The sequence below is a fragment of the Achromobacter sp. K91 genome, assembly GCF_003576205.1.
GTDB classification, from domain to species: Bacteria; Pseudomonadota; Gammaproteobacteria; order Burkholderiales; family Burkholderiaceae_B; genus Achromobacter; species Achromobacter aegrifaciens.
This window is the reverse complement of the sequence record NZ_QWFB01000043.1, coordinates 1-21,947: the sequence shown is the minus strand read 5'-3', so window position 1 is coordinate 21,947 and position 21,947 is coordinate 1. Positions and strand designations below refer to the sequence as shown.

Genomic DNA, 21,947 nt, shown 5'->3' with positions numbered 1-21,947 from the left:
TTGTCCTATGGCACAGCCTGAGGCTTGCCGTGCTACGCTTTTTGCATGCGATTCGATCTCACCGATCTGCGGCTGTTCCTCAACGTACAGGAAACCGGCTCCATCACCGCGGGGGCCAAGCGCTCCCACATGACGTTGGCATCGGCCAGCGAACGCATCCGCGGCATGGAGGACACGCTGGGCGTGCCGCTGCTGCTGCGCGAGCCGCGCGGGGTCGAGCCCACGCCGGCGGGCCGCACGCTGGCGCACCATGCGCGCGTGGTGCTGGCGCAGATGGATCGCATGCGCGGCGAGCTGGACCATTACGGCCTGGGGCTGAAAGGGTTGGTGCGCGTGCTGTGCAACACCACGGCCCTGAGCGAATACCTGCCGCCGGTGCTGGGCGCATTTCTCAAGGACCATCCCCGCGTCTCGGTGGACCTGGAAGAACGCTTGAGCCACGAGATCGCCGACGCGTTGCGGGCAGGCGCCTGCGACATCGGCGTGCTGGCCGATTCGGCCGATCTGCACGGCCTGCATACGCAGACCTTCCGGCATGATCCCCTGACGCTGATCGTGCCGCCGGACCACGCGCTGGCCGGCCGCCAGTCGGTGCTGCTGGCCGACGTGGCCGACCAGGAATTCGTCGGGCTGGTCGAGGGCAGCGCCTTGCAGGAACACATCGCCCATCACGCGCGGCGTGGCGGCAAGGCCTTGTCGTACCGCGTGCGGCTGCGCAGTTTCGATGCCGTGTGCCGGATGGTGGGGCAGGGTGTGGGCATTGCCATCGTGCCGCGCGTGGCGGCGGCGCGTTATGGCCGGGCCGCGGGCGTGCGGCGCGTGGCGTTGGCCGACGATTGGGCCGCGCGCGACCTGGTGCTATGCGTGCGCGACACGCTGCCGGCCTACGCGGCAGCGCTGGTGGAATACGCGCTGCGCGACGCGCCTGCGCGCCCGGACCGCTAGGAGCGCGCGAACAGCCGGCGCCAGCCCTGGACCGGGCGGTCGAACCAGGAGCCCGACGCGACGGTGCCCAGGATGACCAGGCCATAGACGCACATCGCCAGCGCCGCGATGGCGAAGAACAGGCTCAGCGATCCCGTCAGGCGCAAGACAATGGCGCCGGCGCCGATGCCGAGCAGCAGACGCAGGAATCCCGCGATCAGCGGCCATTTCAGGCGGCCGGCGCCCTGCGAAGCGAAGTACATCGAGAAACCCAGGGCGAAGAAGCCGTAGACCGGGCCGACGGTGCGCAGATAGCTGGCGCCGGCTTCCAGCATATGGTCCTGCGCGCCGAACAGGCGCAGCCAGGCCTCGGGGAAGAACGCCGCCGCCAGTCCGATGGCCTCCGCCAGCACAAAGGCCATCGCGCCGCCGGTCAGGGCGATGCGCAGCGCGCGTTCGGGCTGGCCCGCGCCGATGTTGGACCCCACCATTGCCACCATGGGCGCGCCCAAGCCGAAGGCGATGGGCATCAGCAGGTACTCCAGGCGCACGGCGATGCCATAGCCGGCGACCGCTGCGGTGCCGGCATAGGCGCCGACCAGGGCCGCCGTCAGCGCCACCAGGGCGTTGGTCAGGAGGGGATTGATGGTGGCCAGGGCGCCCACGCTGAGGATATTGCGCATCAGGCCCGGATAGAGGCGGCTGGGCACCAGCCGCGCCGCGTTGCGTCCGCTGGCGCAGTACAGGCCCAGGATCAGCGCGCCCAGGGCGTAGTAGATCACCAGCGCCCAGCCGCCGCCGGCCACGCCCAGCGCGGGAAAAGGCCCCCAGCCGAAGATCAGGCACGGAGACAGCGGGATCAGCAGCAGGGCGCCGCCGCAGATCACGGCGCCAGGCACCAGCATGTTGCCCGTGCCGCGGATGGCGCTGGCGAACGCGTTCATCAGCCACATCAGGACGATGCCGCCGAAGATGACGTCGGAATAGGCCAGGGCGGCCTCTAGCGCCTCTCCCTCGGCGCCCAGCGCGCGGTAAAGCCACGGGCCGCCAAGCAGCAGCAGTGCGCAAAACGCCAGGCCCAGCAGGCCGTTGAGCACCACGGCGTGCAGCACCAACTGGTCCGCCTCGCGCTGCCGGCCGCCGCCCAGCGATCTTGCGACCGCGGCCGAGATGCCGCCGCCCATTGCGCCTTGCGACATGTTCTGCATCAGCATCAGCACCGGCACCACCAATGCCACGCCCGCCAGCACCGGCGTGCCCAAGCGCGCCAGGAACCAGGTCTCGATCAATCCGGTGGAGGACTGCGCCAGCATCATCAGGATGTTCGGCCACGCCAGGCGCGCCAGCGTGGGGGCGATGGGCGCATGCAGCATGGCCTGCAGGCGCGCATTGGCGGGACGGGGCGGCGGTGGCGCGGACATGGGAAGGAACCCTTGGGTGGCGTTCGAATATTTACGTGCATATGCCAATAAAAGTCAAGATTGCGCTAGACTCGATTCCACGCCGGCGGTAGCGTTGAGTCCTTGCCGTCCTCCACTTCTTGCGCCTGCCATGCCCGACGAACAGCCTTCCGTTTCCGCCGCTTCCGTTGCACCCGATCCGCTCATCTGCAACGGCGCGGCGCTGCGCAAGGCGACCCGGCGCGTTTCGCAGCTGTACGACACGGTGCTGGCTCCCTGCGGCCTGAAGGTGTCGCAGCATTCCATCCTGGTGCATATCGCGCGCGCGGGCACGCCGTCGATGACCGACCTGGCGCGCAACATGGTGCTGGACCGCTCGGCGCTGGCGCACAATCTCAAGCCGCTGGAGCGCGACGGCTACGTGCAGATGTCGCGCGACCCGCTGGACGGGCGCAGCCGCCGCGTGGCGTTGACAGACGCGGGACGCGCCAAGCTGGCGGAGTCCAAGCGTCTGTGGAAAGACGCGCAGCACCGCTTCGAGGCGGCCTACGGGGCCGAACGCGCCGCCGCGTTGCGGCGCTCGCTGGCCGATATTTTTTCCGACGAGTTTGCGCTGGCCTTCAGCCGCGGCTAGGGCCGCTGGGGGCGTCGTCGGCAGCGGCTGCGGGTCCGGCGGGTAGCCGCTGGCCGCGCGAGCGCAGCCCGGACCCGCCCAGCGCCAGTACCGCGCCCAGCACGCAAGCCATGCCGGCCAGCTGCGCGGGAGCCAAGGATTCGCCCAGCAGCCCGGCGGCCAGCGCTACCGCCGATACCGGCGCCAGCGCGGTGAACAAGGCGGCTTCGGCGCCGTTGACGCGGGCCGCGCCCGCATACCAGAGCAGGAAGCCGCCCACGGTGGGCACCAGCGCGTAGTAGGCCACCGCGGCCACCGCCGAAGCGGGCAAGTTCAGATCCCACGGCGCTTCCGCCACGCATGCCACGGCCGAGAATGCCAGGCCAAAGCCCGTCATGAGCGTCGATAGCGCCAGCGGCGCCACCGGCTGGCGCAGCCGCTTGTTCAACAGGATGAATAATCCTTCGCACAGCACCGCGCCCAGGATCAGCGCGTTGCCCGCCAGCGAGCGCGCGCCGCCTTGACCGGCCGAATGGCGCATCATCAGCCAGACGCCGAAGGCCGCGGCGACGATGGCGGCCAGCGTGGCCTTGCGCGGGCGTTCGCCCAGCAGCAGGATGGCGATGGCAGCCGAGACCAGCGGCAAGGTGCCCAGGATGATGCCGCCGTCCACCGCCGACGCACGTTGCAGCCCGGCGATCAGCAGCGCGGTGTAGCCGACGCTGCCGGCGATGGCCTGGACGGCCAGCAGCAGCCAGTCGCGCGGCGCCAGCCGCGGCAGGCGCGCGCCGGTCAACGCCATCAGCAGGGCGAAGCAGGGCAGTGCGATGGCGAAGCGCAAGGCCGTCGCGGTGAAGGGCGGCAAGCCCGTGCCGATGATCTTGCTGGCGGCTACCGTGCTGCCCACCAGCGCCATGGCGGCCGCCAGATAGCAATAGCCCTGCATCCGATTGTTCATTACCCGACCCACGCCTGTTCAGAGAGAGGCGCCCAGGCTAAGCGGCCGGGCGCGGCCGGGTCTTGAACGAAATTGCAGGGCTCAGCCCGCGGCCAGCGCGTAGCGGCGCGGCGATACGCCGTAGGCGCGCACGAACAGCCGGGTCATGTGGCTCTGGTCGGCAAAGCCGACCGCGGCCGCGGCATCGGCCAGGGCCGAGCCTTGCCGGATCAGGCTGCGCGCCAGCAGCAGGCGCCGCTGCACCTGGTAGGCGTGGGGCGTGAGGCCGGTGTCGCGGGCGAACGCCCGCAGCACCTGGTAGCGGCTCAGGCCACTGGCCGCGGCCAGGTCGGCCAGCGACAGCGAGGCCGCCGGGTCGTCGTCGATCAGCGCGCGGGCATGGCGGATGGCGTCTGGGGCGGCGCGCGCGGGCCGGGCCAGACGCTCGGCATCGCGGTCGCGCGCCTGCGCCAGGATGCGCAGCAGCAGCGCATCGCAGGCCAGCGGCGCCGCGCCGGCAGTGGCCTGGGCATACAGCGCCAGCACGTCGCGCGCCAGCGCGGGGCGGTCCTGTGCTGGGTGCTCGAATTCGTAGCCGAGGCCGCTTGCGTCCAGTTCGGCTGCGGCCTGTGCCACCACCTCGGGGTCCAGGTACAGCATCTGCCAGGCGCGTTCGCCATTGCCGATGGGGGCGCCGTCATGCACTTCGCCGGGGTTCACCGTGATGACGTGGCCGGGGCCGGCCTCGACCTGGCCGCGGCCGCTATGCGAGACCTGGGCGCCCTGGCGCATGACGCCGATGCCGAACTGCTCGTGCGTGTGGCGCGCGAACGCATGCCGGCTGTGCGCGGCCACGGCCTGCACGCCGGCGAGGGCGCTGCGCTGCATGACGAACTGGCCTGAGTTCATGGGGAGTCTGGGGCAAGGGGCTTGCAGGCAGTATCACCCGCCCGCCCCGGCGCGATCAAGAGGCCAGCGGCCCGGCGCTCAGGCTATTGCAGCCCGTTCCAGCGTGCCACCGCGGGCTCGGCCGCGGCCCACTTCCACTGGCCGCCAGGCTGCTGGCAGATCATGCTGGAGTAGGCGGGCGCGGGTGCGTCCTTCTGCTCCACCGTGAACAGCACCTCGCGGCAATGGGTCAGCGGCGTGGCGATGTCGCGCACCACCTGGATGCCGCCGCGCTCGTTGCCTATGGACAGCGGTTGGCGGATTTCCCACTGGCGCACCTGGCCGATGGGCAGGGCGCCCGCCGCGTTGGCCATGACGTTCTGCTGGTCGTTCTTCCACTCGCGCAGCACGTATTTCACCGTGGCATCCACCGCCGCCTGGACCGTGACGCCAATGGCGTAGCCCGCCACCGGATTGGCGGTGGCTGCGCCGCTGACGGTGCCGACCACGGCGCCCGCCGCGCCGCCGATCGAGGAGCTCTGGCAGCCGGCCAGGCCCAGGCAGGCGGCCAGCGCCAGCAGGCTTGCGGCGCGCCTCACTGCAGCGAGCCCCAGCGGGCCGTGGCGGGCTCGGCGCTGGCCCAGCGCCAGTGCTCGCCGTCCCGGCACACGGTGGTGACGTAGAACTCGCGTTGCGGATCGGCGCCAGCCTTGTCGGCCGGCGTGTCTATGGAGAAGACCACTTCCTTGCATTCCAGGTTCACGCCGCCGATCAGCCGGCTGACCGTGACCTGGCCCTGCGCGTCGCTTTCGATGGGCAACTGGTGCTTGACCTGCCAGTTGGCCACCTTGCCCACCGCCAGCGGGCCGGCGGCCATGGCGATGGCATCCTGTTCTTCGCCGCGCGTCTTGCGCTGGGCATAGGCCAGCGCGGCCTTGGCGCCGGCCTGCACGCCCAGGCCGATGCCGGTGGCGACGGTGGCGTTGTCAGTGACCTTGTTGGCGATGGCGGTGCCGGCGATACCGGCCGCGGCGCCCGTGCCTTCGTTCAGCAGCGAATTGCAGCCGGACAATCCGGCAAGCGCGGCGAGGGTGAGGAGGGCGATTGCGCCGCGGCCCGGGTTGATTGGCGGAAGTGTGAACAAACTGCGTGCCCTCCTGCTTGTTGCTTGGCGCGGGAAGTATAGGAGGGCGCGCCGCCGCGGCGCGAGCGTATTTGCATTTGTTGGCAATTTTCCTGCCGCGCGGATCAGGCGGGCAGGCGCGCGCCCTTGGTGTAGGCCTCGCGCAGCGCGGCGGCGAACAGCGCGTCGACGTTGCGGCGCAGGCCCTCGGCGCGCGTGAACAGCGCGATCGGCGGCAGGGTCCAGTCGAAGGAATACGGCACGATGGCGGCGCCGGCGATGCGCACCAGCTCGTCGGCGATGTCTGCGGGCAGGATGGCGACGGCGCGGTCGCTGGCCACGATCATTTCGCCGATCAGCTTGGACGAGTCGCTTTGCACCGACGGCGTCGGGGGCGCCAGCCCGGCGCGCAGGAAGATCTCGGACACCTGTTCGCGGATCGGGCTGTCCGGCGTGCCCAGGATCCAGTCCAGGTCGGCCAGCCGGTTCCATTCCAGCCGCGAGCGGCCCAGGCGGGCCGCCAATCTGCGGCTGGCGATCAGGCGCGGCTGCTGGTGGTACAGCACCTCGAAGCCCAGGTTGTCCATGTCCACCGAGGGAGTGGCCCAGCCCACCACCATGTCCAGCGTATGGTCGCGCAGCTGGCGCAGCAGCGCCGGCCCCTGGCCTTCGTGGATGGTGGCGGTGATGCGGCGGCCTTGGGGCAGGGTGCGGCTGATGGCGGACGACAGCATCTGGCCGGACACGAAGGGGATGACGCCGATGTGCAAATGGGCGGCGTGGCCGGCCGCCACGGCCTCCATTTCCTGGACCAGATGCCCCAGGTCGTGGACCAGGGCGCGGGCGCGGGCCAGCACCACCGCGCCCAGCGGCGTGGGCGTCATGCCGCGCACCGAGCGTTCGAACAGGGGTACGTCGAACATGCTTTCCAGTTCGGCCAGGGCATTGGTCACGGCTGGCTGGCTGGTGGCCATGTGCTCGGCCACCCGGGTCAGCGAGCCGTGCTGCTCGATCTGCAGCAGCAGCACCAGGTGGCGCATCTTCAGCCGCGAGGTCAGTTTCCGGATAACCAAGTCCGGATCAAAGGCTGTCATAGGCGATGCATAAGGTAAAGATTATGGGACGATATTAAAGTTGAATGATCTGCTTATGTATTGGAGCCTAGAATTTTTCCTATATCAAGACTAGGAGGCTCAGCCCCATGAATACGCAATCGGATCGCCAGGCAGCACTGGACTATCACGAGTTCCCCACCCCGGGGAAGATCTCCGTCGTGGCGTCCAAGCCGCTGGTCAACCAGCGCGACCTGGCCCTGGCGTACTCGCCTGGCGTGGCGGCGGCCTGTGAAGAAATCGTGGCCGATCCGGCCAATGTGTACCGGTACACCGGCCGCGGCAACCTGGTGGGCGTGATCACCAACGGCACCGCGGTGCTGGGCCTGGGCAACATCGGCGCGCTGGCCTCCAAGCCGGTGATGGAAGGCAAGGCGGTGCTATTCAAGAAGTTCGCCGGCCTGGACGTGTACGACATCGAAATCAACGAGACCGACCCGGACAAACTGGTCGAGATCATCGCGGGCCTGGAAGCCACCTTCGGCGGCATCAACCTCGAAGACATCAAGGCCCCGGAGTGCTTCACCGTCGAGCGCAAGCTGCGCGAGCGCATGAAGATCCCCGTCTTCCACGACGACCAGCACGGCACGGCCATCACCGTTTCGGCCGCCTTCATCAACGGCCTGAAGGTCGTGGGCAAGGACATCAAGCAGGTCAAGGTGGTGACCTCGGGCGCAGGCGCCGCCGCGCTGGCCTGCCTGGACCTGATGGTGGACCTGGGCCTGCCGCTGGAAAACGTCTGGGTCACCGACATCGAAGGCGTGGTCTATGAAGGCCGCACGGTGCTGATGGATCCGGACAAGGCGCGCTTCGCGCAAAAGACCGACGCCCGCAAGCTGGCCGAAGTGATCCAGGGCGCCGACGTGTTCCTGGGCCTGTCGGCGGGCGGCGTGCTCAAGCCCGAAATGGTCGCGGCCATGGGTCCGCGTCCGCTGATCCTGGCGCTGGCCAACCCCACGCCCGAGATCCTGCCGGAAGTGGCGCAGTCGGTGCGCGACGACGTGGTCATGGCGACCGGCCGTTCGGACTATCCGAACCAGGTCAACAACGTGCTCTGCTTCCCGTACATTTTCCGCGGCGCGCTGGATGTGGGCGCCACCACCATCACCCGTGAAATGGAAAAGGCGGCGGTGTACGCCATCGCCGAGCTGGCGGAAGAAGAGCAGAACGAAGTCGTGGCGGCGGCCTATGGCACCTACGACATTTCGTTCGGCCCTGAATACCTGATCCCCAAGCCTTTCGATCCGCGCCTGATCGTGCGCATTGCGCCGGCGGTGGCCAAGGCCGCGATGGAAGGCGGCGTGGCGACGCGTCCGCTGGCGGACCTGGAAGCCTACGAAGAGCAGCTGCAGCAGTTCGTGTACCACTCGGGCGCCTTCATGAAGCCGCTGTTCTCGGCGGCCAAGCGCATCGTGCGCGAAGGCGGCAAGTCTCGCATCGTGTTCACGGAAGGCGAAGACGAGCGCGTGCTGCGCGCGGTGCAGGTGATCGTCGATGAAGGCCTGGCCCGTCCCATCCTGGTGGGCCGTCCCGCGGTCCTGCTGTCGCGCATCGAGAAGTTCGGCCTGCGCCTGCGCCTGGGCGAGGACGTCGAAGTCACCAACCCGGAATATGACGAACGCTTCCACCAGTACTGGACCACGTACTGGGAACTGATGTGCCGTCGCGGTATCACCAAGGAAATGGCGCGCGTGGAAATGCGCCGCCGCCTGACCCTGATCGGCGCGATGATGGTGCACCTGGGCGACGCCGACGGCATGGTCTGCGGCACGGTGGGCGCGTACCACGACCACCTGCGCTTCGTGGACGAGGTCATCGGCCGCCGTCCCGGCCACAACGTGTATGCCGCCATGAACATCCTGCTGCTCAACGAGCGCACGGTGGTGCTGGTGGACACGCACGTCAACGATGAACCTTCGGCCGAGCAGATCGCCGAGTTCACGGTGATGGCGGCGCAGGAAATGGCCCGCATGAACCTGGCGCCCAAGGTCGCGCTGCTGTCGCGCTCGAATTTCGGTTCGGGCAGTTCGGCCTCGGGCGCGAAGATGCGCCGCGCGCTGGAACTGGTGCGCCAGGCCGCGCCGGAACTCGAGATCGACGGTGAAATGCACGGCGACTGCGCGCTGGACGAAGCGCTGCGCATGCGCATCCTGCCTTCGTCTTCGCTCAAGGGCGAGGCCAACCTGTTGGTGTGCCCGAACGTGGACTCGGGCAACATCGCCTACAACCTGTTGAAGACCGCCGCAGGCGGCAACGTTGCAGTGGGTCCGTTCCTGCTGGGCGCCAACGCGCCGGTGCACATCCTGACCTCCAGCTCCACCGTGCGCCGCATCATCAACATGACCGCGATGACCGTGCTGGACGCCAACCGCGTCGAAGCCTCGGCCTGATCCAGCTTGCGCGCCGTTGCGGCGCGCAGACAAGGCGAAAAAAACGCGCCGCTCCATCCCGGGATGGAGCGGCGCGTTTTTTATGCGCTCGGGCGCTGGAATCCGGCGCGCTTAGTTGCTGCTGGCCTTCCAGGTGCCGTCCGGCTGCTTGCAGAACCAGAACTGCCATTTTTCCGTGGTGGCGCCGCGGGCGAAATCTCCAACCAGGAAGCGGCAGGCGCGGTCGTCCTTGACCTTGCTGGTTTGCGTGGGGGTTAGCTGCACCGTGATGGGAGGCGCCTTGCGCGGCTGGTGCGTGCTGCTCCACTGGGTGCGCTGGCCGTCGGCCGAGCTGTTCAGCGACTGTGCCACGGCTTCATGGAAGGAGGGCTGATCGGCCTTGGGGATCTGCGTGATGATGGCATTGTTCAGCATCACCGGAGGCGCGGCAAAGGCCGGCGCGGCGATGCCGCAAGCCACCAGCAAAGAGGCGAGAACGCGGGTGTGTTTCAAGATGGGCTCCCTGTTGAGTCGTAGTGTTATGCCTGATCTTGGGGCGATAGTACGCGAACGGATGGAACAGTGCTTTGCGGGGGGCGTTGAAACTCGCGGTTTTTACCCTGAGGCCACACTTGAGCCCGGGGCGTCCCGCCACATGAAGCGCGGCCGGCGCTTTCCGCACAGGCGAAAAAAAGCCGCCAGACACTGGCGGCCAAGGTACAACAAGGGGAGGGGTAAATCTGCGTGCGCTTAGTTGCCGTGGTAGACGCCTTGGAAGGGCACGTTGTTCGGTTCCACATCGGCCATCTGGCCGGCGGCGCGGGCGGCGGCCAGTTCGGCGCGCACTTCAGCGCGGGTCTTGCCGGTGTGGGGCGTGCCGTAGACGCCTTGGAAAGGCACGTTGTTCGGTTCCACTTCAGCCATCTGGCCGGCAGCCTTGGCGGCGGCCAGTTCAGCCTGCACCTGGGCGCGGGTCGGGCCTTCATAAGGGGTGCCGTAGACGCCTTGGAACGGGACGTTGTTGGGTTCGATGTTGGGCGAGGCGGCGTAGGCGCCGGCGCTTAGCGCGGCCAGGGACATCATCAAAGCGGTAGCGAGGGTCTTCATGGTAAATCTCCGATTTCAAGAGCTTTGGGAGCGAATCGGCGGCCTATCCGTCTGGTTCGTTGCTGTTTCCCGATGGCTCAATAGTGCGCTGAATCGGACTAGGGATAAACCCGTATATTGGTAAAAGATATTCCCATCAGTGGAAAGATAGCCAATTTCTTAGGATATATTTTCCATTGATGGAACTGGGGACGGACTATCAGGCGTGCGCAAGGCTGGAATACGGCGATTCCATGCGGTTTGGGGGCTTGGAGAGAAGGGCAGCGTGGATGCGCCGCCAGTACCGCAGGCGCAGCGTCAGTAGTGCGGCGGTATTTCGTCGCGCAGGCTGCGGAAGGGCGCGCCGCCCTCTGGCGCCTGCTGTCGCAGGTCGGCCACTTCGCGCATCAGCCGGTCTATCTGCTGTTGCTGGCGCACGATGATCTGGTTGAGCTGTTCCAGCATGTCGTCCGAGAAGCTGGCCTTGACCTCCAGCTCCAGCAGGCGGCGTTCGATGTCTTGCAAGTTATCCATGGCGGGTATTAGAACCGATTCCCGCCGCGGCCCCTACAGGAGGCGTGTTTGACGCAGCGGCGATGGTGGCGTACGGGCGTGGGGCATTGGGCCGTGCATGGCCTGCTGGCGTCGTTTCCGGCCGGAACTGCCTGGGCCCAGGAGGCTGAGCCGCTCTTGCCTGCGGTAGTGGTGACCGGCACGCGCCTGGGCACCGCGGTGCTGGACACGCCCGCTTCGGTCAATGTGGTGGAGGGCGCGGCCATGCGCCTGCAGCAGCCGGGCATCAACCTGTCGGAGGGCCTGGCCGGCGTGCCCGGCCTGCAGATCCAGAACCGCCAGAACTACGCGCAGGATTTGCAGATCTCCAGCCGCGGCTTTGGCGCGCGTTCCACCTTCGGCGTGCGCGGCGTGCGGCTGTACGTGGACGGCATTCCGGCCACCATGCCGGACGGCCAGGGACAGACCTCGAACATCGACATAGGCTCCATCGGCAGCGTCGAAGTGCTGCGGGGGCCGTTTTCAGCGCTGTATGGCAATTCCTCGGGCGGCGTGATCCAGGTGTCGACCGAGGATGGCGTGGCGCCGCCGTCGCTCACGGCCAGCGGCTGGGCCGCCAGCTATGGCACCTGGCGCTACGGCGCCCGCGCCAATGGCGCCAGCGGCGGACTGGACTACGTGCTGGACCTGACCCGCTTCACCACCGACGGCTACCGCGACCACAGCGCCGCCCGCAAGAACCTGGGCAACGCCAAGCTTGGCCTGCAGCTGGACGACGCCAGCCGGCTGACCCTCGTGGCCAACAGCGTGGACCTCAAGGCGCAGGATCCGCTGGGCCTGACCTATCAACAGTTCCAGGACGACCCGCGCGCGGCGCCGCTGGCCGAGCAGTACGACACCCGCAAGACGGTCAGGCAGACCCAGGGCGGCGCGATCTACGAGCGCCAGGTCGATAGCCGCAATAGCTTGCGGGTGATGGTCTATTACGGCCAGCGCGATACCACGCAGTACCAGGCGATTCCCCCTGCCGCGCAGATGGCGCCCACCCAGGCCGGCGGGGTCATCGACCTGAAGCGCCAGTACGGCGGCGCGGACCTGCGCTGGACCTCCGAGCTGGCGGTGGCAGGCCGGCCGCTGACCCTGATCGGCGGCTTTGCCTACGATTCCATGCGCGAAGACCGCAAGGGCTACCAGAACTACACCGGCACGGGCGCCAGCCGCCAACTGGGCGTGCAGGGGGCGCTGCGGCGCGACGAAACCAATACCGTCTACAACGCCGATCCTTATCTGCAGGCTTCCTGGCAGGTGTCGCAACGCTGGACGCTGGATGCGGGCCTGCGCTATAGCACCGTCAGCTTCGATTCCAGCGACCACTACATCGCGCCGGGCAATGCCGACGACAGCGGCGACGCGCGCTATCGCAAGGCATTGCCGGTGGCGGCCATCCGCTATGCGCCGAACGCCGACCTGAGCTTCTACGCTTCATATGGCCGGGGCTTCGAGACGCCGACGCTCAACGAGATCTCGTATCGGCCCGGCGGCCAGCCCGGCCTGAATTTCGGGCTGGCGCCCGCGCTCAGCACCAACCTGGAAGCCGGCATAAAGGCGAACCTGGCTGGCGGCCTGCTGACGGCCGCGGTGTTCCATACCGGCACCGACGATGAAATCGTGTCCGCGGGCAGCTCGGGCGGAAGAACCACGTACCAGAACGCCGGCCGCACGCGGCGCGACGGCGTGGAACTGGGCTGGTCCGGCGAATTCGCCCGTCACGGCCGTGCGCAGTTCGCCTATACATGGCTGAATGCGCGTTACGCCGATGACGGACCCGGCGACATCCGCGCCGGCAACAAGATCCCCGGCATCGCAGCCCAGGCCGCCTTCGCCTCGCTGGCCTGGGCGCCGCCCGAGGGCTGGCAGGCCACGGTGGAAGGGCGTTTCCTCAGCAAGATCTACGTGAACGACGCCAACGACGGCGATGCGCCCGCCTACTTCGTGGCCGCATTGAGCGCGGGCTATGTGTTCAAGGCGGGGCCCTGGGAACTGAACGCCTATGGGCGCGTGGACAACCTGTTCGACCGCCGCTACGCCGGCTCCGTGATCGTCAACGAGACCAATGGGCGCTACTACGAACCGGCGGCAGGGCGCAGCCTGGGAGCGGGCCTGGGCGCGACGTACCGGTTCTGAAGCCGGACTTCAGTCGGGCATTTCCGGATAGCAGATGCCATGGTCCTCGCAGGCCGGACAGCCCGGTGCGGCGGCCGGCGGCAGGCCCGCCTGTTCACAGGCGGAATAGGCCAGGAACTGCTTCCAGCGCAGGTTGCGTACATTGCGCACCACCAGTCCCGGATAGTGGCGCGCCAGCAGGAAAGTCACGTCCTCGCGGCCGGACAAACCCAGGTCCCGCCACAGATGGTCGGGCCGCAGACAGGCGTGGGTCAGCACGCTGCTGACCCAGGGCGTGGTCCCCGCGCCGGGAGCGGCCCAGGTGTCCAGCAGCGCGCGCAGCAGACGCGTGAATTCGGTTTGAGCCGCATCCATGGCGCGGGCCGGGTAGATGGCGGCTTGCTCGCGCAAGGCGGCGAGCGCGGGGTCATGGCCCGTCAGCGCGCCGGGAAAGAGGCGCGCGATCAGGCCTTCCAGTTCCCGGGATGACAGGCCGCAGCGTCCCAGGTCCCCGCAGGCCAGGCTCTTGCCGATGACCGTGGCGAAGAATCCCGCGTCGGGATGACCGGGCGGCGCATGGCGCAGCAGCGCGCCGGCGAACCGCAAAGTGGGACCGGCGCTGTCGGCCGGGGGGGCTGCGGTGGCGATGGAAACGACGTGCATGGTTGGGCCAGGAGCAGTAATTAAACTGTTAATTAAATCGTTATGGTGTTGAATATATAACGAAATGCCTCCGCAATCCTTGCCTGGCCGCAAGGCTGGCCCCACAGGCCGGCGCACAAAAAAAACAGGCGCCCGCAGGCGCCTGTCTTTGCTTCAACGGCAAGCCGTCATTACATGGCGTGGCCCATGTTGACGTTCATGTTGTACAGCACCCATGCCGAACCGCCGACGATGATGGCGATGATCATTACGGTGAAGACAAACGTGGCCAGGTTGTCGCGGGCCGACTTCGATGCGCCCATGTGCAGGAAGTACACCAGTTGCACCAGCAACTGGAGCACGCACAGCGCAACCACGCCGGCGATGGTGATGGCGTGGGACAGTCCGCCGTTCATCACCAGGCCGAAGGAGCCGAAGGTGAGAAGCAGCGAAAGCACGAAACCGATGATGTAGGACTTCAGGCTGCCGTGGTCGGCGGCGTGATCGTCGTGGCCGTGTGCGGCCGCAGCGGAGTGCGACATCAGATGGCTCCCATGAGATAGACGAAGGTGAAGACGCAGATCCAGACGATGTCCAGGAAGTGCCAGAACAGGCTCAGGCACGCCAGACGACGCTTGTTGATCGAGTCCAGGCCATGGCGGCGGATCATGTCCAGCAGGACGATGATCCAGATCAGGCCGAAGGTGACGTGCAGGCCGTGCGTGCCGATCAGCGTGAAGAATGCCGACAGGTACGCGCTGCGGCCCGGGCCGGCGCCGATCGAGATCAGGTGATGGAATTCATAGACTTCCATCGCGATGAAGCCCGCGCCGAACAGGAACGTCACCATCAACCAGCCCATTGCGCGGCTCTTGTTGTTGGCGTGCACGTTCAGGTTGGCCATGCCGAAAGTGAAGCTGGAGAACAGCAGCAACAGCGTTTCGACCAGCACGAACTTCAGATCGAACAGTTCCTTGCCCGTCGGGCCGCCCGCGGTGGCGTTGAACAACACCGCGAACGTGGCGAACAGCACCGAGAAGATCAGCAAGTCGCTCATCAGATAGACCCAGAAACCGAATACGGTCTTGGATCCATCGTCATGATGCGCGTGATCGTCGTGACCCGCGTGGGGGTGAGTGGCTACGGCTTGAATCATGGCTCAGGCGGCCTTCTGCATTTTGTCAAAGTGAGCGTTTTCGATGCGTTCGACTTCCGCGGCCGGGACCCAGTAGTCGACGTCGCGGTCATAGGCGCGGACGATGAACGAACCGATCATGCCGACGAAACCGACGATGGACAGCCACCAGATGTGCCAGATCAGCGCGAAGCACATGACCAGGCCAAAGGCGCCGATGAATACGCCGGCGGCGGTGTTCTTCGGCATGTGGATGTCTTCGTACTTGGCCGGGCGCTTGTAGGCCTTGCCGTTCTGCTTGTCTTCCCAGAACTGGTCCAGCGAGTCAACGTGCGGCACGTGGGCGAAGTTGTAGAAAGGAGCGGGCGAAGAGATGGCCCATTCCAGCGTGCGGCCATCCCAGGGGTCGCCCGTGATGTCCTGGTTCTGCTTGCGCTGGCGGATCGAGACGAACACTTGCTGCAGCAGGAACCAGATGCCCAGCATGATCAGCGCGGCGCCAGCCAGGGCGACCAGCAGGTACGGCTGCCATTCGGGGTTGTCGTAGTGGTTCAGGCGACGCGTCATGCCCTTGAAGCCCAGGATGTACAGGGGCATGAAGGCCAGGAAGAAGCCGACGAACCAGCAGTAGAACGAGTAGCGGCCCAGGCGCTCATTCAGCTTGAAGCCGAAGGCCTTGGGGAACCAGTAGGTCATGCCGGCGATGCAGCCGAACACCACGCCACCGATGATGGTGTTGTGGAAGTGGGCGATCAGGAACAGGCTGTTGTGCAGCACGAACGACACGCCGGGGATGGCCAGCATCACGCCGGTCATGCCGCCGATGACGAACACGATCATGAAGCCCAGCGTCCACAGCACCGGCGTGGTGATGCGCAGGCGGCCGCGGTAGATGGTGAACAGCCAGTTGAAGATCTTCGCGCCCGTCGGGATCGAGATGATCATTGTCGCTATGCCGAAGAAGGCATTGACGTTGGCTCCCGCGCCCATGGTGAAGAAGTGGTGCAGCCAGACCAGGAACGACAGCACGCCGATGGCGGCCGTGGCGTAGACCATGGACTTGTAGCCGAACAGGGTCTTGCGGGCGAAGGTGGCGACGATTTCCGAATACACGCCAAACGCCGGCAGCACCAGGATGTAGACCTCGGGGTGGCCCCAGATCCAGATCAGGTTCACGTACATCATGACGTTGCCGCCCATGTCGTTCGTGAAGAAGTGCGTGCCCAGGTAGCGGTCCATCGTCAGCAGCGCGAGCGTTGCAGCCAGCACGGGGAAGGCGGCGACGATCAGGACGTTGGTGACCAGCGAGGTCCAGGTGAAGATCGGCATCTTCATCAGGCTCATGCCCGGCGCGCGCATGCGCAGGATGGTCACGATGAAGTTGATGCCGCTAAGCGTGGTGCCCAGCCCGGATATCTGCAGTGCCCAGATGTAGTAGTCCACCCCCACGCTCGGGCTGTAGTCCAGTCCGGAGAGCGGCGGATAGGCGAGCCAGCCGGTCGCGGCGAATTCGCCCACGAACAGCGAGATCATCATCAGCGCGACGCCGGCGCCGAACAGCCAGAAGCTCAGCGAGTTCAGGAACGGGTACGCCACGTCGCGGGCGCCGATCTGCAGCGGCACCACGAGGTTCATCAGCCCGGTGATGAAGGGCATCGCCATGAAGAAAATCATGATGACGCCGTGGGCGGTGAAGATCTGGTCGTAGTGGTGCGGCGGCAGGAAGCCGGCCGAGTCGGCGGATGCGACCGCCAGCTGGGTACGCATCATGATGGCGTCGGCGAAGCCACGCAGCAGCATGATCAGGGCGACGATGATGTACATCACGCCAATGCGCTTGTGGTCGACGGTGGTCAGCCATTCCGTCCAGAGGTACTTCCACTTCTGGAAGTAGGTGATGGCGCCGAAGACCGCTAGGCCTCCCAGGCACACGGCGGCCAGCGTAACCATGACGATGGGTTCATGGTACGGAATGGCCTCGAGGGTGAGTTTCCCGAGCATTGTTAGTTAATTCCTGCGATCAGATTGTTCGACGTGGGGGTGCACGTGGCGGAGTCCACGCCGGCCATCTTGGTCATGGTGCTGCCAAGAATGAAATCAAACATGGCGGGGGGCGCCGAGGAGTACTTGACGACCGGGTTGTGCTCGCTGCGCTTGGTCAGCTCTGCATAGACCTCGGGGGTCAGCGCGGTCGGGGCAGCCTTGGCTTCCTTGACCCAGTTGTCGAACCCGTCCTGGGACATCGCGATGGCCTTGAAGCGCATGCCGGAGAAGCCGGCGCCGCTGTAGTTGGCCGAGATGCCGGCGTAGGTGCCGGCTTCGCGCGCGTTCAGGTGCAGCTTGGTCTCCATGCCGGCCATCGAGTAGATCTGGCTGCCCAGCTGGGGGATGAAGAACGAGTTCATGACCGTGGCCGAGGTGATCCGGAAATTGACCGGAACATCGACCGGGAAGGCGATCTCGTTGACCGTGGCGATGTCGTACTCGGGGTAGATGAACAGCCACTTCCAATCCAGCGAAACCACCTCGATGGTCACCGGCTTGTGTTCGGACACGAGCGGCTTGTAGGGATCCAGCGCGTGCGTCGAGCGCCAGGTGATCACGGCCAGGATGGCCACGATGATACAAGGGACGGTCCAGACCACGATTTCGATCGCCGTGGAGTGGGCCCACTTGGGCTGGTAGTCAGCTTTGGTGTTGGATGCGCGGTATTTCCAGGCAAAAACCAGGATCATGACGATGACCGGAATCACGACGATGAGCATGAGCCCGGTCGTCGTGAACAGCAAAGCCCTTTCCTGGATGCCAATATCTCCCTTGGGGGAGAGGATTTCCATGTTGCAGCCGCCAAGCAGCATGACCGCGCCGACGCTGAGAATGCGCGTAAGGGTCGCAAGGAGGGGGTGTTTCACGTACAGCCTTGGATGGAAGGTGGAAAATGCTGCATAGCAGCAGACTGGAATGCTGCTAGGCAGCAACGTCCATCCTATCGGCTTGATATGGGTCAAGCATGCGACGAATGGTCGCATTGCCTGGGAGGATTCCGCCCCAAGGGGAGCAGATACAGGGTTTTCCTAGGGGGGCAGGGGCTTGCTGCAAGGTTCCAGGGTGCGACGATATGTCGCACCCGCACATGCAGGGTATGCGACGATTTGTCGCATCTGCACAAATCAGTCGATGAGGACTTCGCGTTCCGGCCCCGGTTTTTTGGCCAGTTTACGCTGCAGGGAGCGCCGGTGCATGCCCAACAGGCGCGCCGCCGCCGAAACGTTGCCGCCGGTTTCGTGCAGGGCCTGGTGGATGTGCTCCCATTCCAGGCGGTGCAACGGCGTCATGGTGGTTTCGATCGTAACGTTTTCCGGCTTCACCAGGCCGAGGGTGCGCAGGATCATTGGCGCGGTGGCGGGCTTGGGCAGGTAGTCGTCCGCGCCGCGCTTGATGGCCTCGACCGCGGTGGCCACGCTGGCGTAGCCGGTGACCAGCAGGATCCGCATGTCGGCGCGCAGGGCGCGCAGCGGGCGGATCAGGGTCAGGCCGGAGTCTTCGCCCAGGCGCAGGTCCACCAGGGCGAAGGCGGGGCGGATTTCCTCGGCCACGCGCAGCGCCTCGGCGATGCCGGTGGCGGTTCGGGTTTCCAGGCCGCGACGCGACAGGCTGCGCTGCAAGGTGCGCACATACAGCTCGTCGTCGTCGATCAGCAGGCCAAGATCGGTTGGGTTCATTGCACTCAAGTCCCGGTACTCCCCAGCGGGAGGTAAAAGCGGATACGCGTGCCGCCGTCTTCGGCGGCGGTCATGGTCATTTCGCCGCCCATCTGTTCCACCGTGGCGTGCGACAGCGCCAGGCCCACGCCCAGCCCTCCCGGCTTGCCGCTGTTGAACAGGCTGGTCGCCGGCAGCAGGGTCTGGTCGGGATCGAAACCCCGTCCGTAGTCCCTGACTTCGCCGCGCAGGGCGCCATAACCGTATTCCAGATGCAGGTCCACGCGCGGGACATCGGCGGCTTCGCCGGCGTCCGCCGCGTTGTTCAGCAGGGCCTGCAGCAAGTGGGCGATGGCCGGATCGACCCGCAGGCTGCCGGGCAGGGTGCCCGAGCGCTGCAGATCGATGGTCGGCCGGATCAGACGCCATTGCCCCACCACGCGGACCAGGTCCACCGCGGTTGGGACCGCCAGATTGCGGATACGTTCCCGGCACAGGGCCAACAGTTGGCTGAGCGTGGAAACGTCGGCGCGCAGGTCTTCGTCCTTGACCTCGGCGGCGATCTCGTCGGCCAGCAGGGTCATGGTCGCCAGCGGGGTGTTCAGTTCATGCGCCATGGCCGCCGCGTGGGTGGCCAGGGCGACGATGCCTTCGTTGCGGGTGAAGCGTTCGCGCAACCGTGCCAATTCGCGCTCGCGGTCGCGCAGGTCCGAGGCCAGGCGGGTCGAAAACACCAGCACCACCACCACCGAAATCAGGAAGTTGGCGCCCATGCCCCACAGCAGCAGGGTATGGGTGTCGACGTCGCCGCGCAGGGGCTGGCCGAAGATCGCGGCCGCCACGTAGCCCGAGATGCCTGCCACCGCCGCGGCCAGCGCCCAGTTGCGCGGCAGCGCCAGGGCCGCCAGCGCGGTCAGGATCAGGAACATCATGCCGAAGGGATTACTGATGCCGCCGCTCCAGCCCACCATCCAGGCCAGCACCGCCATGTCCACGAACAGGTGGCCGAAGGCGGTGGCGTGGGACAGGTCGCGGCGGTGGCGCAGGCGCAGGCTGGCGTAGACGTTGAAGCCGATCAGGGCGCCTACGCCGATCCACAGCGGCTCCAGCGGCAGGGCCAGGCCCAGGACGCTGCTGGCCAGCAGGATGGTGGCGGCCTGGCCCGCGATGGCGAGCCAGCGCAGGCTGCAGAGGGTACGCAGGAATGAAAAGGCGGAACTACCGGGCATATCCAGACACAGAGGTGCCGGCAGGCTGCCGGCGGGTACGCGCCCGGCTGCGCGGAACGCTGGCATCCGGGGCGCGGCGCTGGGAGGCCGGCTGCCCCGCCGCGCCTTCAGGCTGGCCGGCGGTGGATGTGCAGGCATTGTATGGCGAATCAGGCGCCGCCGCCGGTCGGCGGGGAATTGGTGTGTCCCTGATATTTGGGCGCGACGCCCGGATCCGCCGCGGTTGCAGCCTCTGTATTAATGGATGTCAGAGGTGCCGCTGTGGGCCATCGCGGGAGGAGGGTAGTCTTCCTGGTCGGATGCCATCTGCCCCTGGATCTGCGCCTGCTGCAACTCCTGTTCAACCTGGGCGCGGGTTTCAGACTGGTGCGACATGATCGGGGGTGGATAGTCCTCGTCGCCGAACGTGTACTGGCCGTTGGCCTTGGCCTGGGCCAGTTCGGCGCTGACCTGGTCCGCCGTCTTGGCGGCGGGGGCGGCATAGGTGACGCGCCAGTCGCCATAGAGGTCGTGGGTGTACTGCGTGGTCTGGGCCTGGACGGCCCCGGCGGCTGCAATGCCGGCGCATAGCAATAAGGTCTTGCTGAGGGTCTTCATGAAACGCTCCTGGCAATCAAAGCTTGCGGCCGTTGCGGGCCGCGCCTACGCCCGCGATGCTGTCCGCGGGCGATTCCTGGATGCGGGAAAGCCTGGCCCGGCGCGCCGCGATGGCGCGCGCCGGGCCTTTTCCAATTCGACCCGGCGCGCGGCGCGGCGTTGCACGCAGGACGGCCTTGTTGCAAGGAAGCTGTTTCAGGCGTGCAGCACAGCTGTCAAGCCACTTTCATGGGGACGCCGCGGGCTCAGTGGCCGTGGCCGGCGGCCGGGGCGGCTGCCGCGTTCAGCGGACGCGCCACCGCGTCCACCGGCACGCGCCGCTGGCGTTTGTCGGCATCCTCGACGATGAGCGTCAGGGCGACGTGCTCGCCGGGCGAGATCTGGCCGGCCAGGTCGATCAGCATCACGTGATAGCCACCGGGCTTGAGCTCCACGGCCTGGCCCGCGGGCAGGGCGATGCCCGGTACCTGGCGCATCTTCATGACGTTGTCCTGCATCGCCATTTCATGGATTTCCACGTGTTTGGCCGCCTGCGATTCCACGCCGACCAGGCGGCCGCCGGAGACGGAGGTCAGGCGCATGAAGACGCCGGTGGCGTGCTGGCTGGGCACGGTGGAGCGCACCCAGGCGTCGTCCACCTTCAGGGCGGCGTCCTGGGCCAATGCGGCGGGGCTGGCGCCGGCCAGGGCGCAGAAGGCCAAGGCGGCGGCCGCCAGGGATTTGATCGCGGTGTTTTTCATGAGGGTTGCTTCTCTATATATGGATTCAGGTCAGAGCACGGTGCGCAGGTCGTCCACGCATTCCTGCGCGCTTTGCTGATGGCGCAGGGCGATGCGCAGCTTGCCGCTGGCGTCGATGACGTAGGTCAGCGCGGTGTGGTCCATGGTGTAGGACGAACCGGTGGCGACCTTCTGGTAGAAGACCTTGAATGACTGTGCGGCGGCGCGCGTCTGTTCGGCATCGCCGCGCAGGCCGACGAAGTCCGGGTCGAAGGCCTGGGTATAGGCGCGCAGGATTTCCGGCGTGTCTCGCTCAGGATCGACGGTGATGAAAAGGACGCGCAGCTTCTTGGCGTCCGCGCCCAGCAGGCTCTTGATCTCGACGGCGCGGGTGAGCGCCGTGGGGCAGATGTCCGGGCATTGCGTGAAGCCGAAGAACAGCATGATCGGCTGGCCGGCGTAGTCGGCCAGCTTGCGTTCGCGGCCCTCGGTGTCCTGCAGCTGGAAGTCGCCGGACGGCATGCCGGAAAGATCCATGCCGTGCAGCTTGGGCGCATCGGGGCCGCAGCCTGCCAGGGCCAGCAGGGCGAAAGAGGACAGCAGCAGGCGGCGCCGCGGATCGGGCGCATGGGAGCGCGCCGCGCCGGCGGGCGCGCGCAGAAGGGGGGAATGCATGAAAACCTCGTCGCTTGACGGTTCGTCCAGGGGCGCGGCGGAGCCGCGCGTTGTGGCGGAGTCAGACGAGGCGTGGCGGGGCGCGCGAACCCAGCGGCGGACCCGCGGCGGCGGGCGCGGG

23 protein-coding genes are annotated in these 21,947 nt (G+C 66.8%); 4 read left to right on the top strand and 19 right to left on the bottom strand.

Annotated features, from left to right (window positions below; translation table 11 throughout):
* The first annotated feature begins 45 nt into the window (after positions 1 to 45).
* Positions 46 to 945 carry a LysR family transcriptional regulator gene (locus tag DXK93_RS21745; RefSeq protein ID WP_054451672.1) on the top strand — a complete coding sequence of 300 codons (900 nt, stop codon included), beginning with the start codon at positions 46 to 48 and terminating at the stop codon, positions 943 to 945.
* On the opposite strand, the gene DXK93_RS21740 is transcribed toward DXK93_RS21745, so the two are convergent.
* Positions 942 to 2,345 (bottom strand): MATE family efflux transporter, encoded by a 1,404-nt coding sequence (locus DXK93_RS21740; protein WP_119451078.1) that lies wholly within the window; start codon positions 2,343 to 2,345, stop codon positions 942 to 944. The genes DXK93_RS21745 and DXK93_RS21740 overlap by 4 nt on opposite strands.
* A gap of 130 nt (positions 2,346 to 2,475) precedes the next feature.
* On the opposite strand from DXK93_RS21740, the gene DXK93_RS21735 reads away from it, so the two are divergent.
* A complete protein-coding gene (locus tag DXK93_RS21735; protein ID WP_119451077.1) occupies positions 2,476 to 2,958 on the top strand; it encodes a MarR family winged helix-turn-helix transcriptional regulator in 483 nt (160 codons plus the stop codon).
* On the opposite strand, the gene DXK93_RS21730 is transcribed toward DXK93_RS21735, so the two are convergent.
* The 5 genes from DXK93_RS21730 to DXK93_RS21710 all read right to left on the bottom strand — a co-directional run bounded on the left by DXK93_RS21730 (position 2,945) and on the right by DXK93_RS21710 (position 6,979).
* Positions 2,945 to 3,895 (bottom strand): DMT family transporter, encoded by a 951-nt coding sequence (locus tag DXK93_RS21730; protein ID WP_119451076.1) that lies wholly within the window; start codon positions 3,893 to 3,895, stop codon positions 2,945 to 2,947. The genes DXK93_RS21735 and DXK93_RS21730 overlap by 14 nt on opposite strands.
* Before the next feature lie 81 nt (positions 3,896 to 3,976).
* Entirely contained in the window at positions 3,977 to 4,783 is an 807-nt protein-coding gene (locus DXK93_RS21725; protein ID WP_119451075.1) for an AraC family transcriptional regulator, read from the bottom strand.
* 83 nt (positions 4,784 to 4,866) lie between these two features.
* Complete coding sequence (locus tag DXK93_RS21720) at positions 4,867 to 5,361, bottom strand: hypothetical protein (RefSeq protein ID WP_119451074.1); 495 nt, start codon at positions 5,359 to 5,361, stop codon at positions 4,867 to 4,869.
* Entirely contained in the window at positions 5,358 to 5,906 is a 549-nt protein-coding gene (locus tag DXK93_RS21715; protein WP_119451073.1) for a hypothetical protein, read from the bottom strand. The genes DXK93_RS21720 and DXK93_RS21715 overlap by 4 nt, the downstream gene beginning before the upstream one ends.
* A gap of 104 nt (positions 5,907 to 6,010) precedes the next feature.
* Positions 6,011 to 6,979 carry a LysR substrate-binding domain-containing protein gene (locus DXK93_RS21710; protein WP_054451666.1) on the bottom strand — a complete coding sequence of 323 codons (969 nt, stop codon included), beginning with the start codon at positions 6,977 to 6,979 and terminating at the stop codon, positions 6,011 to 6,013.
* A gap of 107 nt (positions 6,980 to 7,086) precedes the next feature.
* Here DXK93_RS21710 and DXK93_RS21705 point away from each other — a divergent pair, with 107 nt between their 5' ends.
* Positions 7,087 to 9,387 carry an NADP-dependent malic enzyme gene (locus DXK93_RS21705; RefSeq protein ID WP_054451665.1) on the top strand — a complete coding sequence of 767 codons (2,301 nt, stop codon included), beginning with the start codon at positions 7,087 to 7,089 and terminating at the stop codon, positions 9,385 to 9,387.
* A gap of 111 nt (positions 9,388 to 9,498) precedes the next feature.
* Here the strand turns inward: DXK93_RS21705 and DXK93_RS21700 are convergent, their stop codons facing one another.
* The 3 genes from DXK93_RS21700 to DXK93_RS21690 form a co-directional block, all read right to left on the bottom strand.
* A complete protein-coding gene (locus DXK93_RS21700; protein WP_119451072.1) occupies positions 9,499 to 9,879 on the bottom strand; it encodes a hypothetical protein in 381 nt (126 codons plus the stop codon).
* A gap of 237 nt (positions 9,880 to 10,116) precedes the next feature.
* Positions 10,117 to 10,473 (bottom strand): DUF4148 domain-containing protein, encoded by a 357-nt coding sequence (locus DXK93_RS21695; protein WP_054451663.1) that lies wholly within the window; start codon positions 10,471 to 10,473, stop codon positions 10,117 to 10,119.
* Between the two features lie 297 nt (positions 10,474 to 10,770).
* Entirely contained in the window at positions 10,771 to 10,986 is a 216-nt protein-coding gene (locus tag DXK93_RS21690; RefSeq protein WP_059377677.1) for a SlyX family protein, read from the bottom strand.
* Positions 10,987 to 11,064: 78 nt separating this feature from the next.
* Here DXK93_RS21690 and DXK93_RS21685 point away from each other — a divergent pair, with 78 nt between their 5' ends.
* Positions 11,065 to 13,149, top strand: a complete 2,085-nt coding sequence (locus DXK93_RS21685) for a TonB-dependent receptor (RefSeq protein WP_119451071.1) — start codon at positions 11,065 to 11,067, stop codon at positions 13,147 to 13,149.
* A 9-nt stretch (positions 13,150 to 13,158) separates the two neighbouring features.
* Here DXK93_RS21685 and DXK93_RS21680 read toward each other — a convergent pair whose 3' ends face one another.
* From DXK93_RS21680 to DXK93_RS21635, 10 genes are all read right to left on the bottom strand, one after another.
* The gene (locus DXK93_RS21680) at positions 13,159 to 13,791 is read right to left on the bottom strand and encodes a nitrogen fixation protein NifQ (protein ID WP_054451660.1); all 633 of its coding nucleotides are present in this window, start codon (positions 13,789 to 13,791) and stop codon (positions 13,159 to 13,161) included.
* 170 nt (positions 13,792 to 13,961) lie between these two features.
* Positions 13,962 to 14,312, bottom strand: a complete 351-nt coding sequence (gene cyoD, locus DXK93_RS21675; protein ID WP_054451659.1) for a cytochrome o ubiquinol oxidase subunit IV — start codon at positions 14,310 to 14,312, stop codon at positions 13,962 to 13,964.
* Positions 14,312 to 14,926 carry a cytochrome o ubiquinol oxidase subunit III gene (gene cyoC / locus DXK93_RS21670; protein ID WP_042794897.1) on the bottom strand — a complete coding sequence of 205 codons (615 nt, stop codon included), beginning with the start codon at positions 14,924 to 14,926 and terminating at the stop codon, positions 14,312 to 14,314. The genes cyoD and cyoC overlap by 1 nt, the downstream gene beginning before the upstream one ends.
* A 3-nt stretch (positions 14,927 to 14,929) precedes the next feature.
* Positions 14,930 to 16,906, bottom strand: a complete 1,977-nt coding sequence (gene cyoB / locus DXK93_RS21665) for a cytochrome o ubiquinol oxidase subunit I (RefSeq protein ID WP_054451658.1) — start codon at positions 16,904 to 16,906, stop codon at positions 14,930 to 14,932.
* 2 nt (positions 16,907 to 16,908) lie between these two features.
* Positions 16,909 to 17,817: a ubiquinol oxidase subunit II gene (gene cyoA, locus DXK93_RS21660; protein WP_119451070.1), complete on the bottom strand. Its 909-nt coding sequence runs from the start codon at positions 17,815 to 17,817 to the stop codon at positions 16,909 to 16,911.
* A gap of 258 nt (positions 17,818 to 18,075) precedes the next feature.
* Positions 18,076 to 18,627, bottom strand: coding sequence for a response regulator transcription factor (locus tag DXK93_RS21655; RefSeq protein WP_042794894.1), 552 nt, complete (start codon positions 18,625 to 18,627; stop codon positions 18,076 to 18,078).
* 5 nt (positions 18,628 to 18,632) lie between these two features.
* Positions 18,633 to 19,835, bottom strand: a complete 1,203-nt coding sequence (locus DXK93_RS21650; protein WP_054451656.1) for an ATP-binding protein — start codon at positions 19,833 to 19,835, stop codon at positions 18,633 to 18,635.
* 237 nt (positions 19,836 to 20,072) lie between these two features.
* Positions 20,073 to 20,432: a DUF4148 domain-containing protein gene (locus tag DXK93_RS21645; RefSeq protein WP_119451069.1), complete on the bottom strand. Its 360-nt coding sequence runs from the start codon at positions 20,430 to 20,432 to the stop codon at positions 20,073 to 20,075.
* A gap of 245 nt (positions 20,433 to 20,677) precedes the next feature.
* Positions 20,678 to 21,172, bottom strand: coding sequence for a copper chaperone PCu(A)C (locus DXK93_RS21640; protein WP_054451654.1), 495 nt, complete (start codon positions 21,170 to 21,172; stop codon positions 20,678 to 20,680).
* Between the two features lie 30 nt (positions 21,173 to 21,202).
* Positions 21,203 to 21,826, bottom strand: coding sequence for an SCO family protein (locus DXK93_RS21635; RefSeq protein WP_054451653.1), 624 nt, complete (start codon positions 21,824 to 21,826; stop codon positions 21,203 to 21,205).
* Between the last annotated feature and the right edge of the window lie 121 nt (positions 21,827 to 21,947).

Excerpts from the sequence above, each read along its gene's own strand:
- DXK93_RS21745 (WP_054451672.1), top strand. The coding sequence starts at position 46 with ATGCGATTCGATCTCACCGATCTGCGGCTGTTCCTCAACGTACAGGAA.
- DXK93_RS21740 (WP_119451078.1), bottom strand. The coding sequence starts at position 2,345 with ATGTCCGCGCCACCGCCGCCCCGTCCCGCCAATGCGCGCCTGCAGGCC.
- DXK93_RS21735 (WP_119451077.1), top strand. The coding sequence starts at position 2,476 with ATGCCCGACGAACAGCCTTCCGTTTCCGCCGCTTCCGTTGCACCCGAT.
- DXK93_RS21730 (WP_119451076.1), bottom strand. The coding sequence starts at position 3,895 with ATGAACAATCGGATGCAGGGCTATTGCTATCTGGCGGCCGCCATGGCG.
- DXK93_RS21725 (WP_119451075.1), bottom strand. The coding sequence starts at position 4,783 with ATGAACTCAGGCCAGTTCGTCATGCAGCGCAGCGCCCTCGCCGGCGTG.
- DXK93_RS21710 (WP_054451666.1), bottom strand. The coding sequence starts at position 6,979 with ATGACAGCCTTTGATCCGGACTTGGTTATCCGGAAACTGACCTCGCGG.
- DXK93_RS21705 (WP_054451665.1), top strand. The coding sequence starts at position 7,087 with ATGAATACGCAATCGGATCGCCAGGCAGCACTGGACTATCACGAGTTC.
- DXK93_RS21695 (WP_054451663.1), bottom strand. The coding sequence starts at position 10,473 with ATGAAGACCCTCGCTACCGCTTTGATGATGTCCCTGGCCGCGCTAAGC.
- DXK93_RS21690 (WP_059377677.1), bottom strand. The coding sequence starts at position 10,986 with ATGGATAACTTGCAAGACATCGAACGCCGCCTGCTGGAGCTGGAGGTC.
- DXK93_RS21680 (WP_054451660.1), bottom strand. The coding sequence starts at position 13,791 with ATGCACGTCGTTTCCATCGCCACCGCAGCCCCCCCGGCCGACAGCGCC.
- cyoD (WP_054451659.1), bottom strand. The coding sequence starts at position 14,312 with ATGTCGCACTCCGCTGCGGCCGCACACGGCCACGACGATCACGCCGCC.
- cyoC (WP_042794897.1), bottom strand. The coding sequence starts at position 14,926 with ATGATTCAAGCCGTAGCCACTCACCCCCACGCGGGTCACGACGATCAC.
- cyoB (WP_054451658.1), bottom strand. The coding sequence starts at position 16,906 with ATGCTCGGGAAACTCACCCTCGAGGCCATTCCGTACCATGAACCCATC.
- DXK93_RS21655 (WP_042794894.1), bottom strand. The coding sequence starts at position 18,627 with ATGAACCCAACCGATCTTGGCCTGCTGATCGACGACGACGAGCTGTAT.
- DXK93_RS21650 (WP_054451656.1), bottom strand. The coding sequence starts at position 19,835 with ATGCCCGGTAGTTCCGCCTTTTCATTCCTGCGTACCCTCTGCAGCCTG.
- DXK93_RS21645 (WP_119451069.1), bottom strand. The coding sequence starts at position 20,432 with ATGAAGACCCTCAGCAAGACCTTATTGCTATGCGCCGGCATTGCAGCC.
- DXK93_RS21640 (WP_054451654.1), bottom strand. The coding sequence starts at position 21,172 with ATGAAAAACACCGCGATCAAATCCCTGGCGGCCGCCGCCTTGGCCTTC.
- DXK93_RS21635 (WP_054451653.1), bottom strand. The coding sequence starts at position 21,826 with ATGCATTCCCCCCTTCTGCGCGCGCCCGCCGGCGCGGCGCGCTCCCAT.